At 37.6% G+C, this 17,385-nt stretch carries 14 protein-coding genes and 1 pseudogene; 8 read left to right on the forward strand and 7 right to left on the reverse strand.

Going from position 1 to position 17,385, the window contains the following annotated elements:
* Positions 1-27: 27 nt before the first annotated feature.
* Both AC5YCE_RS07430 and AC5YCE_RS07435 read right to left on the reverse strand, forming a co-directional pair.
* The gene (locus AC5YCE_RS07430; RefSeq protein ID WP_496171570.1) at positions 28-1,086 is read right to left on the reverse strand and encodes an asparaginase; all 1,059 of its coding nucleotides are present in this window, start codon (positions 1,084-1,086) and stop codon (positions 28-30) included.
* 209 nt (positions 1,087-1,295) lie between these two features.
* The gene (locus AC5YCE_RS07435; protein ID WP_496126516.1) at positions 1,296-2,726 is read right to left on the reverse strand and encodes a pyridoxal phosphate-dependent aminotransferase; all 1,431 of its coding nucleotides are present in this window, start codon (positions 2,724-2,726) and stop codon (positions 1,296-1,298) included.
* Positions 2,727-2,952: 226 nt separating this feature from the next.
* On the opposite strand from AC5YCE_RS07435, the gene msrB reads away from it, so the two are divergent.
* Both msrB and AC5YCE_RS07445 read left to right on the forward strand, forming a co-directional pair.
* Positions 2,953-3,372, forward strand: a complete 420-nt coding sequence (gene msrB, locus AC5YCE_RS07440; RefSeq protein WP_496126517.1) for a peptide-methionine (R)-S-oxide reductase MsrB — start codon at positions 2,953-2,955, stop codon at positions 3,370-3,372.
* Positions 3,369-3,851 (forward strand): glutathione peroxidase, encoded by a 483-nt coding sequence (locus AC5YCE_RS07445; RefSeq protein WP_496126518.1) that lies wholly within the window; start codon positions 3,369-3,371, stop codon positions 3,849-3,851. The genes msrB and AC5YCE_RS07445 overlap by 4 nt, the downstream gene beginning before the upstream one ends.
* A 79-nt stretch (positions 3,852-3,930) precedes the next feature.
* Here the strand turns inward: AC5YCE_RS07445 and AC5YCE_RS07450 are convergent, their stop codons facing one another.
* Both AC5YCE_RS07450 and AC5YCE_RS07455 read right to left on the reverse strand, forming a co-directional pair.
* Positions 3,931-4,839, reverse strand: a complete 909-nt coding sequence (locus AC5YCE_RS07450; RefSeq protein WP_496126519.1) for a LysO family transporter — start codon at positions 4,837-4,839, stop codon at positions 3,931-3,933.
* 121 nt (positions 4,840-4,960) lie between these two features.
* Positions 4,961-6,487, reverse strand: coding sequence for a flavin-containing monooxygenase (locus tag AC5YCE_RS07455; protein WP_496171571.1), 1,527 nt, complete (start codon positions 6,485-6,487; stop codon positions 4,961-4,963).
* Positions 6,488-6,640: 153 nt separating this feature from the next.
* On the opposite strand from AC5YCE_RS07455, the gene AC5YCE_RS07460 reads away from it, so the two are divergent.
* The 4 genes from AC5YCE_RS07460 to AC5YCE_RS07475 all read left to right on the forward strand — a co-directional run bounded on the left by AC5YCE_RS07460 (position 6,641) and on the right by AC5YCE_RS07475 (position 12,506).
* Positions 6,641-7,651, forward strand: a complete 1,011-nt coding sequence (locus AC5YCE_RS07460) for a helix-turn-helix domain-containing protein (protein WP_496171572.1) — start codon at positions 6,641-6,643, stop codon at positions 7,649-7,651.
* Positions 7,652-7,766: 115 nt separating this feature from the next.
* On the forward strand, positions 7,767-8,927 hold the full coding sequence (gene zapE, locus AC5YCE_RS07465) for a cell division protein ZapE (protein ID WP_496171573.1): 1,161 nt from the start codon (positions 7,767-7,769) through the stop codon (positions 8,925-8,927).
* Positions 8,928-9,541: 614 nt separating this feature from the next.
* Positions 9,542-11,704: a malate synthase G gene (locus tag AC5YCE_RS07470; protein WP_496171574.1), complete on the forward strand. Its 2,163-nt coding sequence runs from the start codon at positions 9,542-9,544 to the stop codon at positions 11,702-11,704.
* A 145-nt stretch (positions 11,705-11,849) separates the two neighbouring features.
* Positions 11,850-12,506 (forward strand): SOS response-associated peptidase, encoded by a 657-nt coding sequence (locus AC5YCE_RS07475; RefSeq protein WP_496171575.1) that lies wholly within the window; start codon positions 11,850-11,852, stop codon positions 12,504-12,506.
* Between the two features lie 63 nt (positions 12,507-12,569).
* On the opposite strand, the gene AC5YCE_RS07480 is transcribed toward AC5YCE_RS07475, so the two are convergent.
* The gene (locus AC5YCE_RS07480) at positions 12,570-13,034 is read right to left on the reverse strand and encodes a MarR family winged helix-turn-helix transcriptional regulator (RefSeq protein ID WP_496171576.1); all 465 of its coding nucleotides are present in this window, start codon (positions 13,032-13,034) and stop codon (positions 12,570-12,572) included.
* A 612-nt stretch (positions 13,035-13,646) separates the two neighbouring features.
* Here AC5YCE_RS07480 and AC5YCE_RS07485 point away from each other — a divergent pair.
* The gene (locus tag AC5YCE_RS07485) at positions 13,647-15,182 is read left to right on the forward strand and encodes a TerC family protein (protein ID WP_496126843.1); all 1,536 of its coding nucleotides are present in this window, start codon (positions 13,647-13,649) and stop codon (positions 15,180-15,182) included.
* A gap of 113 nt (positions 15,183-15,295) precedes the next feature.
* Here the strand turns inward: AC5YCE_RS07485 and AC5YCE_RS07490 are convergent, their stop codons facing one another.
* Positions 15,296-16,159, reverse strand: a complete 864-nt coding sequence (locus AC5YCE_RS07490) for an alpha/beta hydrolase family protein (RefSeq protein ID WP_496171577.1) — start codon at positions 16,157-16,159, stop codon at positions 15,296-15,298.
* 146 nt (positions 16,160-16,305) lie between these two features.
* Here AC5YCE_RS07490 and AC5YCE_RS07495 point away from each other — a divergent pair.
* A pseudogene (locus tag AC5YCE_RS07495) lies at positions 16,306-16,767 on the forward strand (hypothetical protein).
* A 199-nt stretch (positions 16,768-16,966) separates the two neighbouring features.
* On the opposite strand, the gene AC5YCE_RS07500 reads toward AC5YCE_RS07495, so the two are convergent.
* Positions 16,967-17,218, reverse strand: coding sequence for a hypothetical protein (locus tag AC5YCE_RS07500; protein ID WP_496126845.1), 252 nt, complete (start codon positions 17,216-17,218; stop codon positions 16,967-16,969).
* Between the last annotated feature and the right edge of the window lie 167 nt (positions 17,219-17,385).

Consider the following 17,385-nt stretch of genomic DNA (forward strand, 5'->3'; position numbering starts at 1 on the left):
TATTTCATTGATGGGCAAAATTATCTTTTAATATTCCCAAAACATTCGCTGAATCTCTTTTGCATCCTTAGTCTTGGTTAAAGCCAATGCCGCCAAGAGTTTGGCTTTCTGAGGGTTTAAGTCATGTGCAACCACCCATCCGTATTTGTCATCAGGTTGTTCAGCATTGCGTAGTACGAAACCTTTCGGAACTCGTGAAGAGCGGATGATTTGAACTCCTTGATTTTGTAGCTCAGTCAAAGTGGGCACAATATTTTTTGCGACTGAGCCGTTACCCGTACCCGCATGGATAATCGCTTTTGCACCTGCCTTGGCATAAGCTTGATAGGCATCTGGAACCATGTTGCCAGAACCGTAAACGATTTGAACAAGGGGTAATCCATCACCTTTGATATTTTCGATATTAAATTCTGATTTGTTATTAAAGCGTTTAGTCGACTGTCTAAACCAATATGATTTTCCTTCGATAAGTGTGCCTAAAGCTCCCCATTGACTCTCGAAAGCATCGGTATGTAAGTTAATTGATTTTGTCACATCGCGAGCAGCAAAAATGCTGTCATTCATCAGGATGAAGACACCTTTTCCTTTAGCTGTATCGTCCGCCGCTAAAGCAACTGCACTATAAAGATTCAAAGGGCCATCTGCTGAAAGTGCAGTAGAAGGACGCATTGAGCCTACAAGAACAATCGGTTTATCTGTATGCACCACCAAATTTAAAAAGAAGGCTGTTTCTTCTAAAGTATCTGTACCATGTGTAATCACGACACCATTAACATCTGATTTTTTGACGAGATCATTGACTTGACGGGCTAAAGACAAAAGTTCTTTATCTGTAATACTTTCAGAAGCCACTTGCATGGCTTGAACGCCACTCACATTCGCAAGATTTTGGATTTGTGGGACTGCAGTCAGAAGTTGATCGACAGGAACTTTTGCGGCTGTGTAGGTCGCACTATTGGTTGAGCTTGCGCCTGCACCTGCAATCGTGCCACCAGTGGCAACCACCACGACATTATTTTTAGCAAAACTTGTAATGGGTAAAAGTAAACCCAAGCTGAGGGTTAATGCTGTTAACGTTTTTTTCATGATCTATCCTTATTAAATTCTATACTTTCCGAGCATTTTTTGTACCACTTCGACCATAAACGATATTAACAGTGAAGTGATATATCAAAATGAAAATATAAAAAAAATATTGATCATTAAAAATGATAAAGCAAAAAAAGCCCTGATTTTGATCATCAGGGCTTTTATGTTTTTAGAACTTAATCATTTCCAGAGATTAATCAATAGAATTAACGCATCTTCGATAAGAAACGTCCTAAACGATTAATCGCTTCGCGAAGCTCATTTTCAGCAGGTAAGAACACCACACGGAAATGATCAGGCGTTGGCCAGTTAAATCCTGTACCTTGAACCAATAATACTTTTTCAGCACGCAGCAGATCCAACATCAATTGTTCATCATCTTCAACAGGATAAATATTTGGATCGAGTTTTGGAAAGCAATACATTGCCCCTTCAGGTTTCACACAGCTGACACCTGGGATTTCATTGAGCATTTGCCAAGCGATATTTCGCTGTTCGTATAAGCGGCCACCCGGACGAATCAAGTCATTAATCGACTGATAACCGCCTAATGCGGTTTGAATGGCATACTGTGCTTGATGGTTTGCACATAAACGCATAGAAGCAAGCATGTCTAGACCTTCGATGTAGTCTGAAGCACGCTTTTTATCACCTGTAATCGCCATCCAACCTGAACGGAAACCTGCAATTCGGTATGATTTGGATAAACCATTGAATGATACACAGAGTTGATCACCTGCAAGCGCAGCGACAGACACGTGTTCTATACCGTCATAAATGATTTTGTCGTAAATTTCATCTGCAAATAAAATCAGATCATATTTCTTTGCAAGTGCCACAATTTTTTCTAAGACATGGCGTGGATAGACTGCACCGGTTGGGTTATTCGGGTTAATAATTACGATACCGCGAGTATTGGGTGTGATTTTACTTTCCATGTCCGCGATATCTGGATACCAGTGATCTTCTTCATCACATTTATAGTGAATCGCCGTACCACCCGAAAGATTTACCGCAGCAGTCCATAAAGGATAATCAGGCATTGGAACGAGCATTTCATCGCCATCGTCTAGTAACCCTTGCATTGCCATCACAATCAACTCAGAGACGCCATTACCGATATACACGTCATTGACATGCATATCAAAGATGCCTTTTTGTTGATAATACTGGCATACGGCTTTACGTGCAGGAAAAATCCCTTTTGAATCGGTGTAACCAATCGCATTTGGAAGGTTGAGTGCCACATCGTTAATAATTTCTTGCGGTGCTTCAAAACCAAATGGAGCAGGGTTGCCAATGTTCAGTTTAATAATTTTATGACCCGCTTCTTCCATCTCATTGGCGGCACGTAACACAGGTCCACGGATGTCGTAGCATACATGCTCGAGCTTAGACGATTTTTTTATTTTGCGTGGAGATTGAAATGTGTTCGGCATTTTAATGTTCTCTGATTGAGTGGAGGTCACTTTTGCATAACGGTATAAATAGCTTTTAAAAGTCTCTGTGGTGACCAAATCGAGTTGATGCTCATCTCTGAGTAAACCAACGATTTTTTCATGCGTAAATCCTGCCTGTTGATATTGTTTAATCACAGGAAGCAGATTTTTAAAAATTACGCTTTTTTTCTGCGACATTTTTTAATCCTGAGCAAGAATTACTCTAGATTAACACTTATTTTGCTCACAAAAAAGCATGCAAACTAAGAATTGCTTACTTTGTTGAGATTAATTTGCTTCCTTTTTGCTTTTAAAATCCTTTTATATGTTTTGTAATTTGTAAAATTAATACTAGAAATTTGAAAATGAATGACGTAAATATAGGATTATCCTATTTTAATGCACGATATAAAGGGACGTAATCATGGGTAAGATCAATAAATCAGACCGTGAATGGCAAAGAGAGTTATCACCTGAAGAGTTCCGTATTACCCGTCAGAAGGGGACGGAACAAGCTTTTACAGGTAAATATTGGAATACCAAACAATCGGGAATTTACACTTGCCGTTGCTGTGGAGAACAGTTATTTTCATCTGAAACCAAATATGACAGTGGTTGCGGTTGGCCAAGCTTTTTTAGACCAATCACACCGACAGTGGTTGAAGAACAAGATGATTTTACACAAGGCATGTACCGTACTGAAATCATTTGCCATAACTGCGATGCGCATTTGGGGCATGTGTTCGAAGATGGTCCAGAGCCTACAGGGCTTCGTTATTGTGTAAATTCAGCGTCATTAGAACTCAAGACACAAGAAAAAAATGATGAGGAAACCTATCCATGACAGACATCTATCAGTTCGAAGCTGAGTTGTTAAATGAACAAAATAAACAATTTTCTGACTACGCTGGGAAAGTGTTGTTGATTGTAAATACCGCAAGCAAGTGTGGTTTTACACCCCAGTTTGCTGGTTTAGAAAAGCTGTATCAGAAGTATAAAGACCAAGGGTTTGAAGTTTTGGGCTTCCCATGTAATCAGTTTGGGGGGCAAGATCCAGGATCGAATGACCAAATCGGCAGTTTTTGTCAGAAAAATTATGGTGTTTCTTTCCCGATGTTCGCCAAAGTAGATGTGAAGGGTGCCAATGCGCATGTGATTTTTCGTTACCTGACCAATAACAGTAAAGGGGTTTTGGGGAGCGGGATCAAATGGAACTTCACTAAATTTCTCATTGGCAAAGATGGTAAAGTGCTCAATCGATACGCACCGACCACCAAGCCTGAAGCTTTAGAAGAAGATATAGAAAAAGCTTTGTCGAAGTAATAAGCATTAATTTAAATTTAAAAAATCAGCTCAATGAGCTGATTTTTTGTTGAATGATATTTTGCAAGACATATTGATTTTAAAATGCAGCCAATAAACTCACAATAATCGGTGCGAGTACTGAAAGGATAAACCCACTGACCATCGCATGTGGTATAAACTCATTTCCACATGACTGTTTCACCATGGGTAAAGTCACGTCCATCGCAGTTGCACCTGCTGAAGAAATTGCCGAGCGTGGATAGCGCCAGCCAATCAAATACATAAATAAAATGGCAAATATTTCTCTAAACAGATCATTCATCAACGCGATACTGCCTAGTTCAGCATTTCTTAATTCAGTGACGACGATGCCTGTCATAGAGTAAAAGCCATAACCTTGTGACAGCATGATCAAATCTTTGAGGCTAATATTTTGAATAAGTAACATGGATGCAAATGCGCCAAGCAGTGATCCCAAGATACAGCCGAATGGCACCAGTAAAATTTTCCAATTGAGCCATGAACGATCCAGTGGAGAGTAGGCGAGGTCTAGACCAATTAAGAACATGAAAACGAGTAGTAAGTTCCACGAGCTGAATAGGATTTGATAATCAAATCTTAAGCCAATCTCTGCAATGCCATAACCAATGCCCAATGCAATAAATGCATAACTGATGTTAATTAAAGACTTAAAAAGTAAATCCGTTGAAACCTTGCCTTGAGTGGGTTGTACGCCAATCATTTTGTAAAGCAGATAACAACAACCAAACGCGCCGATCGATGTCAATAATGCAATGGTTATGGCATTAGTTAAGATCAATCCAGGGCTCGCAATATTATTTAATGTGTGCGAAAACTCGATCGCAATAGCGATCAATAATAAGTATGTAAAATAAGGTAGAACTTTAAAGCACAGGGCTTCAAACCATTTCGGCAAGCGTCTTGCGAAAACGAACCCTAAAAATAAACAAAATAAAAGTTGGAAAATAAGCCACAGAGATTGCATATCATTAAGCAGGAAGTTTATTCCTGTTTATTATGACCACTAATGCTTAAGTTAAAATGACTTTTTATTCATAATAATGCGATTTATATGCATATATTGAGCTTTGGTATGGCTTAAAAATTTAGGCTTTAGGATTCAAATAACGATAATCCGCTAAATTAGGTTTCTTAGTGTTTAACCAATATTTCCAAGTATAAGAGGGCCATAATGAGAAGTTTTTACCACCCTCTTGTTGATACCAGCTCACGCAACCTGACTGCCATACGGTGCCAGTAAATTGTTTCTGAATATGTGCATTAAAATCATCTTGAACTTTGTCTTTCACCACAACAGCTTGCGTACGATATTTTTCAACAGATTGAATCAGTTGAACAATATAATTGACTTGGGATTCAATCATGAAAATTACAGAATTATGACCTAGAACGGTATTGGGCCCTAACAATTGAAATAAATTCGGGAAACCTTTGGTTGCTATGCCATAAAAGCTTTCCGCACCTTCTTTCCATGCATCTTTGAGTTCAAGTCCATTTTCGCCGATGCATTCAAAAGATTTTAGGTAAATTCTAGGATCGGTAATAAAGCCAGTTCCATAAATGAGACAATCAATCTTTCGTTCTTGACCATCTTTGGTAATGATGCTGTCTTCGGTCAGCTCTTGAATGGCGTCTGTGATGAGTTCAACATTTGGGCGATTAAAGGTAGGAAAATACTTATTAGAAACTAAAATTCGTTTACAGCCCATGGTGTAGTCAGGGGTAAGTTTTGCCGCGATGGCTTCATCTTTCACTTGGTATTTGATAAAGAGTTCAGCAAGCTTTTGTCCTGCCTTCATCATTTTTGGTTTTACAATCGGAACAACGCGGGATTCATTTGACCAATAAAGGCGAGCACGATGTAATTTACGGAACCAATCAAATTTTGCAAATAATTTTTTATCGAGAGGATTGTAAGCACGTTCATCACGGGGGATCACCCATGCTGCTGTGCGTTGGAATACATAGAGTTGATTGGTTTGTGGGGCGATTTCAGGGATATATTGAATCGCACTTCCACCTGTACCAATCGAAGCAACATTTTTACCTGTTAAATCATAATCATGTTGCCAATGTGAAGAATGGAAAACCTTGCCCTTAAATTTTTCAATGCCTTTAATTTTAGGAATTTGTGCAACATGCAAAGGGCCAGAAGCAAAAATTAAAAATTGAGCTTGAATGTTTGAACCTTGTTTCGTCTCAATACTCCACTGGCATAGATTTTCATCATAACGTGTTGATGTCACCTCGTGATTGAAGCGAATATATTGTTTGAGTTGAAAGTCTTTGATCAAACTCTGAATGTATTGGAAAATTTCAGGGGCTTCCGCATAGCGCTTCGACCAATCCGTTTTGGGTGCATAGGACAGGGAATACATATGCGACTGAACATCACAAGCAGCACCAGGATATTGGTTTTCACGCCAAGTTCCACCGACATCATCCGCTTTTTCTAAAATGATAAAATCATTTATACCACTTTGTAGAAGTCTGATAGCGGCTGCCAGCCCACCAAAACCAGAGCCTATAATGGCCACCTTAAATTTTTCTGGTGAAGTTAATGTACTTTGTAGAGCTTGAACGGATTGATTTTGGTCATGGCTTGCTTGCATTAAACTTATTCCATATTTTTCTTTTAAAGTATCTTAAACAAACTCAGCTCAAAACAACATGATATTCAAGACAGTTAAAATTGATATTTTCGGCAATATCGTTTGGTCTCGATTTAAGTTAAAACGAGTCATGTCCTATTTAATTCATGCAACATGAAACGATCAATTTTAGGTTTAATGTATTTGATACAGGGAATGCGTCAAGCAGGAATACCTGTGGATCAACGATTAAAGCAAATTGGTTTAAAAGCAGATTCATTCGATCCCGCTGCTGTGATTCATCCAGATTTAGAATGGGATATATTGCGTGCTATCGCGAAAGATATTGCACCTGAATTAGGATTAGACATTGGTCAACATTATGCGCTAGCAGGATATGGGTCACTGTTAATGCTATTACTGACCAGCTCAACTGTAGAGACAGCATTAAAAAATGCCATTCAATATCAGTCTTTGACACATTTGTCAGGGCATTTATTATTGAAAAAAAAATCTGACTATGTTGCTTTAGAATATCAATCTCAGCTTTTAGATCAGTCACTTGGATTATTTAGAGCACATTGCGAAATTTCAGGAACGCTTAAGTTTCTACAAGAAATTCACATGATGGCGGGTTTAGGTTTTCCTGAAATTAGAGTGGAATTGCCATTTTCCCCGCCTCAAGATGCAGATATGCTGTCTAAGTTCCAGCAATACTATGGAAAAGAGTTATATTTCGACTGTGATTATGCGCGGTTTGTTTTTCAACCATCCATTTTGGAGGTTGGGATACCATCTTCAGATGCAATCACTTTTCGATTGTACGAAGATAAGTGTCAGAATGAAATCATTCGATTTCAAACTGATGACATACTGCAAACTCATTTGATTGAAAGTGTGCGTGATTTTTTAGATATTCAACGTGGATATATCCCGAGTATGGCTGAGACAGCTCAAGCCTTGAATATTCCAGAGCGCACTTTACGTCATCAATTAAAGCAACATAACACCAGTTATAAAGATATACGTGAACAATTGATTCGACATAAAGCGCTTAAGTTGATTGATGATCATAGTGTGTCGATTGAGCGTATAGCGGAAATGCTTGGCTATTCGGAGCCTTCGGCTTTTAATCATGCATTTAAACGTTGGTTTGGTCACAGTCCACGCCAATATAGAAAATAGCGCAATATAGATCATTTAAAATATTATTGGCTTTTTTGCTAAGCCCAAAGTTTTATTTAACTTTTTAATTATTTCTATATAATTTCACTAGCCCAAAAAATAGTATATAAATGTTATGTTAGATCAAAATTCAGTACCAAACACGAGTAATAGCACCATTTATTCACCGTCTGAACGATATGCGCAAGCGATATCTTCAGGGCAATTTATGCCTGATGATGCTCAAGCGGAAGCAGTACATGAGTTGAATCGTGTATGGGAAGAGTTGATCAACCGCTACAAAGCCTCTAAAAAGGCATTTCGCCGTTTTCGTCGTCAAACCCCACCTAAAGGTGTGTACATGTGGGGTGGTGTAGGACGTGGTAAAACATGGCTAATGGATCAGTTTTATGATTCCATTCCATTCCGCCGTAAGATGCGTATGCATTTTCATCACTTTATGCAACATGTACACAAAGAGTTGAATAAAAATTCGGGCAAGCAGAATCCCCTCGATATCGTCGCCGATCAAATCTATAAAGAAGCTGTTGTCATTTGTTTTGATGAGTTTTTTGTCTCTAACGTGACCGATGCGATGATCATTAGTGATTTGTTCCAAAAATTATTTAATCGCGGCATTACCTTAGTGGCAACATCAAATATTGCACCAGACGGTTTATATAAAAATGGCATTCACCGTGACCGTTTTATTCCTACCATTGAAATGGTGAAGAAGAATTGTAAAATTTTGAATGTTGATGCGGGTGTGGATTATCGTCTACGAGTTCTAAAACAAGCACAATTGTTTAAGTCACCGCTGACCGAAGAACATCAAGTTTGGATTTCAGAGCGATTCGCGGCTTTGACTCAGACTCAAACGGTGAGTCGTGAGCCGATCACCATTAATAATCGTTTAATTGAAACGATTGGGCATACTGAAGATGTACTTTGGTGTGAGTTTAGAGAACTCTGTATGAAGCCGCGTAGTCCTGCGGACTTCATTGAAATTGCCAATATTTATAATACAATTTTGGTGAGTAATGTTCCTGATTTGAATGATGTATTATCTGAAGGAACACGCCGTTTTATTTACTTGGTTGATGAGTTTTATGACCGTGGCGTGAAGCTGATTTTGACTTCCCATGCCAATATTATTGATATTTATAGTGGTGAGCGTTTAGCTTTTGAGATTGAGCGTACACGTTCACGCTTGTTAGAAATGCAATCAGACGAATACCTACAATCTGAACATAAGCAAATCACATCGACTGAAAAAAGTGCAGTAGAGCAGTTTTAAGCTTAAGTTTTGTTTAAAAAAAGGAGACTTTATGTCTCCTTTTTAATGGATATTAACTAAATTTGAATCTATATAGTGGGAATAATTTAGTCGATTTTATTTGGTTGCGAATTTTAATCCTTTCTTCCAAATCTCAGCTTGAAGAACCAGATAGAAATAATGCACCTGATTCTTTAAAGTTTTAATAGTGTCTAAGAGCTTCTATTTAATTTTTAACAAAATCATGAGCTGATACATTGTTGCTTTTTTTATCGGCATATCAGCGTATGATCGCTTAGATCTATGGATGAGTTACTGAGCAGTTATCGACAAATTCAAAGATTCATGGCTTAATCAGATTGGTCGCAAATTCAACAAAGAAGCTGATGTACGCTAGATATCGATTGAAATCGGCACTTTAGTCTAATGTTGATTTTAAGAAAAACTATATAGTGTAAATAAAGATTCGAATTGTTGATTTAAATCATATTTCCAGAGCTTTTTAGTCGCTCAAACATATCATGTGTTGATTTTAAAATGCTCGCTATTTAGGAATGTGATATTACTATTCAGCTCAGTATAAATGGGTATACTAAGAATCTCTTGTATAAAAAGTAGCAATATCAGGAAAGACAATGACTGCACGTATTCAAAAAGGCAAGTTAGCGATTGCTAAAGAACTCTACGATTTTATCGAAAATGAAGCTTTACCAGGTTCAGGTTTAAACAGTGAAACATTCTGGAAAAACTTTGAACAAGTTGTTGTTGATCTTAGTCCAAAAAATAAAGCATTACTTGCTAAGCGTGATGACCTTCAAGCCAAAATTGATGAATGGCATCGCAATAATAAATTTGAATTAGGTGCTTACAAAGCGTTCCTAACTGAAATTGGCTACTTGCTACCAGAAGTAGAAGATTTTCAAATTACCACTGAAAATGTAGATGAAGAAATTGCATTATTGGCAGGTCCACAATTGGTGGTACCTGTACGTAACGCACGTTACTGCTTAAACGCAGCTAACGCACGTTGGGGTTCTTTATATGACGCGCTTTACGGCTTTGATGTGATCCCAGAAGAGGGTGGCGCAGAAAAAGGTAAAGGTTATAACCCTATACGTGGTGCTAAAGTTATCGAGTTTGCTAAAAACTTCTTAAATGAAAACTTTGCGCTTGCAAATGGTTCGCATGCAGATGCAACGAAGTATGCAGTCCAAAACAACCAATTGGTTGTAACCTTGAAAGATGGTTCACAAACTACACTTGCGCATGAAGCACAATTTGTTGGTTATAACGGCGAAGAAGCTGCGCCCAACGAAATCGTTCTTTTAAACAACGGTTTGCACGTCATTATTGCTGTTGATGCAACAAGCCCAATTGGTCAAACTGATGCGGCTGGCGTTAAAGATCTAATCTTAGAATCTGCTGTCACCACCATTCAGGATTTGGAAGATTCTGTTGCGGCTGTTGATGCTGAAGAAAAAGTTGAAGGCTACCGTAACTGGTTAGGCTTAATGCGTGGCGATTTAACAGAATCTATCGAGAAAAACGGTAAAACGGTTACTCGTGCATTAAACCCAGACCGTACATGCAAGAACTTAATCGGTGGTGAAACTAAACTGCACGGTCGTTCATTGATGTTACTGCGTAACGTAGGTCACTTAATGACAAACCCAGCGATTCTTGTAGATGGCGCTGAGATCTACGAAGGTATTATGGATGCGTTAATCACGCCATTATTGTCTTTTGCAGATATCAAAGGTGAAAACGAAATCAAGAACTCGCGTAAAGGTTCTATGTACATCGTTAAACCAAAAATGCATGGCCCTGAAGAAGTTGCATTTGCAGTTGAACTATTTGAACGTGCTGAGCAAGCACTAGGTTTACCTGCGAAGACGCTGAAAATTGGTATTATGGATGAAGAGCGTCGTACATCTGTAAACCTGAAGAACTGTATCGCACAAGCGAAAGACCGTACCATCTTTATTAATACAGGTTTCATGGACCGTACAGGTGATGAAATCCATACATTTATGGAAGCAGGTCCATTCGTTCGTAAAGGCGAAGTGAAAGCGCAAACATGGTTCCCAGCGTATGAGAACCGTAACGTGATGATCGGTTTACAAACGGGTTTATGTGGTAAAGCGCAAATTGGTAAAGGCATGTGGCCAAAACCAGATATGTTGCTTGACATGTACAAATCTAAAACTGAGCATCCTGAAGCAGGTGCAAGCTGTGCATGGGTTCCATCACCAACAGGTGCAACCATCCACGCAATGCATTACCACCAAATCAGTGTAGCGCAACGTCAAAAAGAGTTAAAAGAAACTGAAGCATTGTCTTTAGATGATCTTTTAACGCCTCCTTTAGCGACAGACACCAACTGGACTGAAGAAGAAAAAATCAAAGAACTTGAAAATAACTGCCAAGGGATCTTGGGTTATGTGGTTCGTTGGGTCGATTTAGGTGTAGGTTGTTCTAAAGTGCCAGACATCAATGATGTTGGATTAATGGAGGATCGTGCGACTTTACGTATTTCGTCTCAACACGTTGCAAACTGGTTGCGTCATGGTGTTGTGACTAAAGCGCAAGTTGAAGAAGTACTTAAACGTATGGCTGTCATTGTAGATCAGCAAAATGCCAATGATCCGCTTTATACGCCAATGGCACCTAACTTTGATGGTTATGCATTCCAAGCGGCATCTGATTTAATCTTTAAAGGTGGAGAGCAACCTGCAGGTTATACAGAGCCATTGCTACATGCTGCACGTTTAAAGCTAAAAGGTTATACAGGTGATTAATCCTGTCTAGTAAAAAAGCCTCTTCGGAGGCTTTTTTATTGAAAGTTTCTAAAGATTAAAATTGTTTCATTTTTGATAGATTGTTTGGCTTTAAATTTGAGTTAACATTCACTTAAGCTAAATGAATTAAGAGTTGATCCTTTACATGTGCGCAAACTTCAAGCCGATCACACTCCAACAAATACCAGAACTACAATTACCTGAAATAAATTTTAATTATGAACTTGAAATATATCCAAATTACGAGACTCCATTACTGTTTAAATCCGAACAAGGCTTGGAATGGCGGTTGGTTAATTTTGGATTAATTCCTAAATGGGCAAATGAAAAAACTGATATCAAGTTTACTTACAATGCCAGAAATGAAACCTTAGCAGAGAAAAGTAGTTTTCAAGGGTCATTTCTCAAGCATAATTTCGGGGTGATACCCATTACAGAATTCTATGAAATGAAATACGTCAATGGGCGTGCACAACGGTGGGGTGTACGTCGTAAAGATGGAAAAGCTTTTTTTATTGCTGCGTTATATGAGATTGTCAGCATTGGAGATCAGATCATACGTTCAGCAACCATGATTACGATGGATGCGATTGATCATGCGATGATGAAAGAATTTCATGAGCCGGGAGATGTGAAGCGTTCAGTTGTGATTATTCCACACGACAGATTGGAAGAGTGGTTAAGTCTTAAAACGACAGATATTCAAACATTCATCCAAGGATTTCCAGTGGATGAGTTTGAATGTTTTTACTGTCCTAAGCCTTCAAAAACCGTAAGCCCTAATCAATTAGGTTTCTTTTAATCTATGCCAGTTGCTATATATGCTTCGAACTTTTAAATTTATGCGCCACTTATTGTATTGTCATTAATGAGATAAATTTTTAAATATATGCTTCAAACTATCGATCATTTTTTCTATTTGTAATGGTGTTAAGCCATCAAAAGATTGTTCGAGTACCACACTCATCAGATCAGATATTTTGATCGTCATTTCAGTACCTTTTTCGGTGAGTATGACACGTGTAATCCGTGCATCATTTTGACAAGAATAAGTGTCTACAAAGCCTTCGTCTTTTAAGCGATACACAATTTTAGTGGTGGTCGACATTTTAGAAACGATCATTTCTGACAGCTCTGACACACTTGCATTCGGTTTAGTCGAAAGAGCGAGCAGTAATCTGCGTCGAGAATTATCAACACCATACTTTTTAAGAACGTGATCGACGTTAAGGACGTACTGTGAATGAACCTGAGATACCCAATAAAATGGAAAATTCTCCAAATTAAATGAATCGTAAGTCGGTAAAAACTTAGCATATTTTTTTGACATTGTTGTGTCCTTAATATTGTTTTTATTGATAAATCGTTTTATTTGCGTGTAGCTATATTAATAGATAATTCTTACACAAATCAATATATCTTCAATAGCTTATGGGTAAAATAGATAAAATATATATAAAAAGTCGCTAACTATGGATAGTAATTATCAAGTATTCATAAAATTGTAAAGATAATCATATATGCAATTGAGATTAAAAATATTTTTTGTAAATGGCATTTTACGCGACTAAGGAAGGTATGTGATATCTATATTTTGCTGATGATTAAGCTAGCTAGCATAGAAAGGAGCCGTCTGAACTTGAGATTAACTCTGATTTTATGGCAAATCCAATGCTAATCTAGGTTCTAAACAATTAAGAAATTTTTATTATAATCATTCTTTTATAGATGCAAATTTAAGTTTGAAGGTAGATCTAAATTTTCGACTTAGATCAATCAAATGTAAAAAAATAATTTTTTTTATGATCTGTTGATTACAAATCACAATTCTTATGCATAATAGCAAGATCTATAGTTGAAAAGGTATCTGTTGTGGATCCATCGCCGTGTTGGTTAAATTTTTTTGCATCATATTTAAATAATAAGAAGACGGAGATCTGATATGGAGTTTCTATTAGATCCGGGTATTTGGGTTGGATTAATTACTTTAATTATCCTAGAGATTGTTCTAGGTATTGATAACCTCGTATTTATCGCAATTCTTTCTGAAAAACTCCCTCCTGAACAACGTGATAAAGCACGTGTCATTGGTTTATCACTCGCATTATTCATGCGTCTGGGTTTGCTGTTTGCAATCTCATGGTTGGTCACGTTGACCGAACCATTGATTACCGTATTTGATTTAACATTTTCAGGGCGAGATTTGATTCTGTTGTTTGGTGGTTTATTTCTTGTATATAAAGCCGTTACTGAGCTACATGAAATCATGGAAGGTAAGCCTGAGATCAAAGCAACTTCAAATGTCGTATATGCTGGATTTACAGTTGTTGTCGCGCAAATCGTGATTCTTGATGCTGTATTTTCACTAGATTCTGTGATCACTGCAATTGGTATGGTAGATAACATCTACGTGATGATGGTTGCGATGGTGGTTGCAATGGTCGTGATGTTAATCGCATCTAAGCCGTTGACCAAATTTGTAAATCGTCATCCAACGGTTGTGATTTTGTGCCTAAGTTTCTTATTATTAATTGGTGTAAGTTTAATCGCAGAAGGATTTGGTTTTCATATCCCTAAAGCGTATATCTATTCAGGTATTGGTGTTGCGATTGTTATTGAAGCATTTAACCAATTCTCTAGTCGTAATCAAGAGAAGAACGAAGCAAAAATCCCACTTCGTCATCGCACTGCGGATTCAATTTTAAAGTTGATGGGCAGCAAGCTTGATGCAAGCGTAGGTGATGACAATGCTGATGATTCAAATGCAGCGTTTGGTGATGAAGAACGATATATGGTGGGTGGGGTACTCTCACTTGCTGAGCGTCCAGTTGCTTCGATTATGACACCTCGAAATCAAATTTCTTGGGTCAATATTGAAGATGATGTTGAAGCCATTCGTGAGCAAGTACTTTCGGTACCGCACAGCTTGTTTCCAGTATGTCGTGGTCAACTGGATAAAGTGATTACGATTGTACGTGCGAAAGAATTGATTGATGCTTTAGATGATCCAGAGCAGTTAAAACAATTACTTAAACGAGTTCGTCCTATCTTCATTTATGAAAAAATGAAGGTGATTGATGCCATTAATACATTACGTACCTCTAAGGGTTCTTTGGTTCTCGCGACCAATGAGTATGGCAACATACAAGGTTTAATTTCTCCGCTAGATGTTTTCGAAGCAATCGCGGGTGAATTCCCAGATGCGGATGAACAACTTGATTTGGTGAAGTTGGATGAGACGACTTGGAAAGCTTCAGGTATGTTGGACTTGTATCAATTAGAATTGGCGCTTGATATTCTAGACTTAGATCTGGTTCAAGAAGATTCTGGTTATTTCAGCGTTGCTGGCCTTATCTTAGATAAAACCAATGGTGATGTAAAAGTGGGTACGATCATTGATCATGAATCAGTGAAATTTGAAATTCTTGAAATGGATGAAACACGAATTAAGACAGTGAAAATTACAACTCTGGCTTAATAGTCCTTTGATTATGAAGATTTCGCAATAAAAGAAGCCTCACACATGTGAGGCTTCTTTTATTGGTCAAATTGTTTAAGTTGACTTTTTCAGATGAGTTATATTTAAAGAATTCATGCAACTCGAATATTTTCTAAAATTGTTGGCCAAATATTCTGATGAGATCTTTTAAACATCTGCATATGCCCAATTGAATGCTGATTAAATGATTTTGGTTCAATTTCAATCATTTGAGTCTCTACATTGGGGTAAAGTCTTAATAAATCTTTTACATTTGCTTTCGTGGCAATTTCATCATCGGTTGCCCATAAAGCTGTAATCGGCGTCCGTACTTGATCATGGTAATCTTCAAAAATGGTTTTACCAATTGCATTGATCACATAGCCGGGCTGACTGCAAAATTCTGCCCACTGTTTAGCAACATCTTTAGGTAGGTTTTCACCCATACCAATCTTTTGAGTTGGACCGTAGCCGATGGTTATTCGCGCGATTGGGAAAACCACCTTAAACATTAAAGGGGCAAGTAGTTTGGTGCGACCTGTTAAGTTTTTAACATGACCTGTAGAGCCTGCAATCGCAACTAATTTTTCAACTTTACAATGATTTGGAGCGATACCTAAAAGTTGACCACCTGCACTATGTCCAATCATTAGAATATGGTTTACACCTGTTTTTTCACATAACGCATCGATCATGGCGGGTAGATCAAGTTGTCCCCAATCTTGAATACTGGCTTTTGAGTCTTTTAATTTTCCATATAAGGACTCACCAATCCCTCTAAAGTCAAAACTCATGACAGGGTGACCTTGTTCAGCTAACCAGATTGCAAAGGCATTGTAAAAATTCATAGTAATGCCAGTGGCAGGGCTGATGAGGATCGGTTTTAATTTTATATCTGCTTGAACAGGGTAGAACCGTGCAGCCAGGAGATAATGATCTGCACAGGGTATATTTAATTTTTCATAGGGTGTGGTCATGCGCTAGTATAAATGGTGATAATTAAATTTAATTTATACCGTTTTACTGCGTTTAAAGAGGTGAATGATTGACTTAAAAGTCATCAGATCTTCGTTTTAATCCTGTTTTAAGGTTTAGGAAATAAAAATAAACCGAGGAATGAAGTATGTTCAATCCAGAACCATTGGAATGGTCAGTCAAAATTTCGATTATATTCAGTGGTGTTTTTCTTTGGGTAGGCATGGTAACAGGTGTATGGAAATATGTAAAAATCTTAAATTCAGATGTTGCTAGAGCGCATTATTATGTAGATATTGCGCATAGACGTAGCCTGTTATATGCGCCAGCGACTTTGATTATTGGAGTCATGGCTTATTACTCGAGCTGGAGTGAATGTGTAAATTTGATCTGTGTATTGACCAATTTATTGTTTTTTAGTTTTGCGATTATCAGCTATGCCATGCATGGGTTACTTAAGGACACAACGAATCAATTCAAACAACCACATCAACTCGGAAAATTTACGCTTCAAGCATGGTAAATGCGCAGTGCAATGATTGCTTTAATATTGGGGGAGGTGGTAACGACGACTATTCTGATTATTGATGTCATACGAAATTTTGTTTAAGAAGTTTTTTTGATTTGTAGCTTAGAAGCATCTAAAAATTGTGAGAAATCCATCATACTTAATTCGGGATGAGTGTAATTCGGGATGAGTGTAAAAAGATTAGAATGAAGAGTTCACTAAGGATATTTTTGCTATGGTTTTTATTATATTGAGATCATTCAATGTCTGATTGAAGATGGATGACGAGGTCATCCACCTGTCAATCAGTTGTATTATTTTGTTCGTTTACTGAGACAGTACGGAATTTTAAATCAATAAAAGCCCAAGTATAGAATGCAAGGGATACAACCAATGCATAAGCGAAAAATTCAGGTTTTAAGTTGCCTTGGATCGTACCTTGAAGCAATAAAGTCAGCATTAAAGCTATTGTCGTACTTAGAAAAACTACAGCATTATTATTTGCCTTCAGGGTGTTAATGAAGACTTGCTTATTGAAATGTAATGATAACATCTCCATCCCTCCTGTTGAAATGAAGACCAATTCAAATGAAATTAGTCGGATTTGTATTTATAGTTTTAACTTATATTTTTAGATAAAGCAAGATTTAACTCATTATTATGAAATATAAATGTGACAGTAATATGACACCATTGATAAAATTCTTATTTATTTTATAA

The organism is Acinetobacter sp. CY79, from assembly GCF_059515845.1.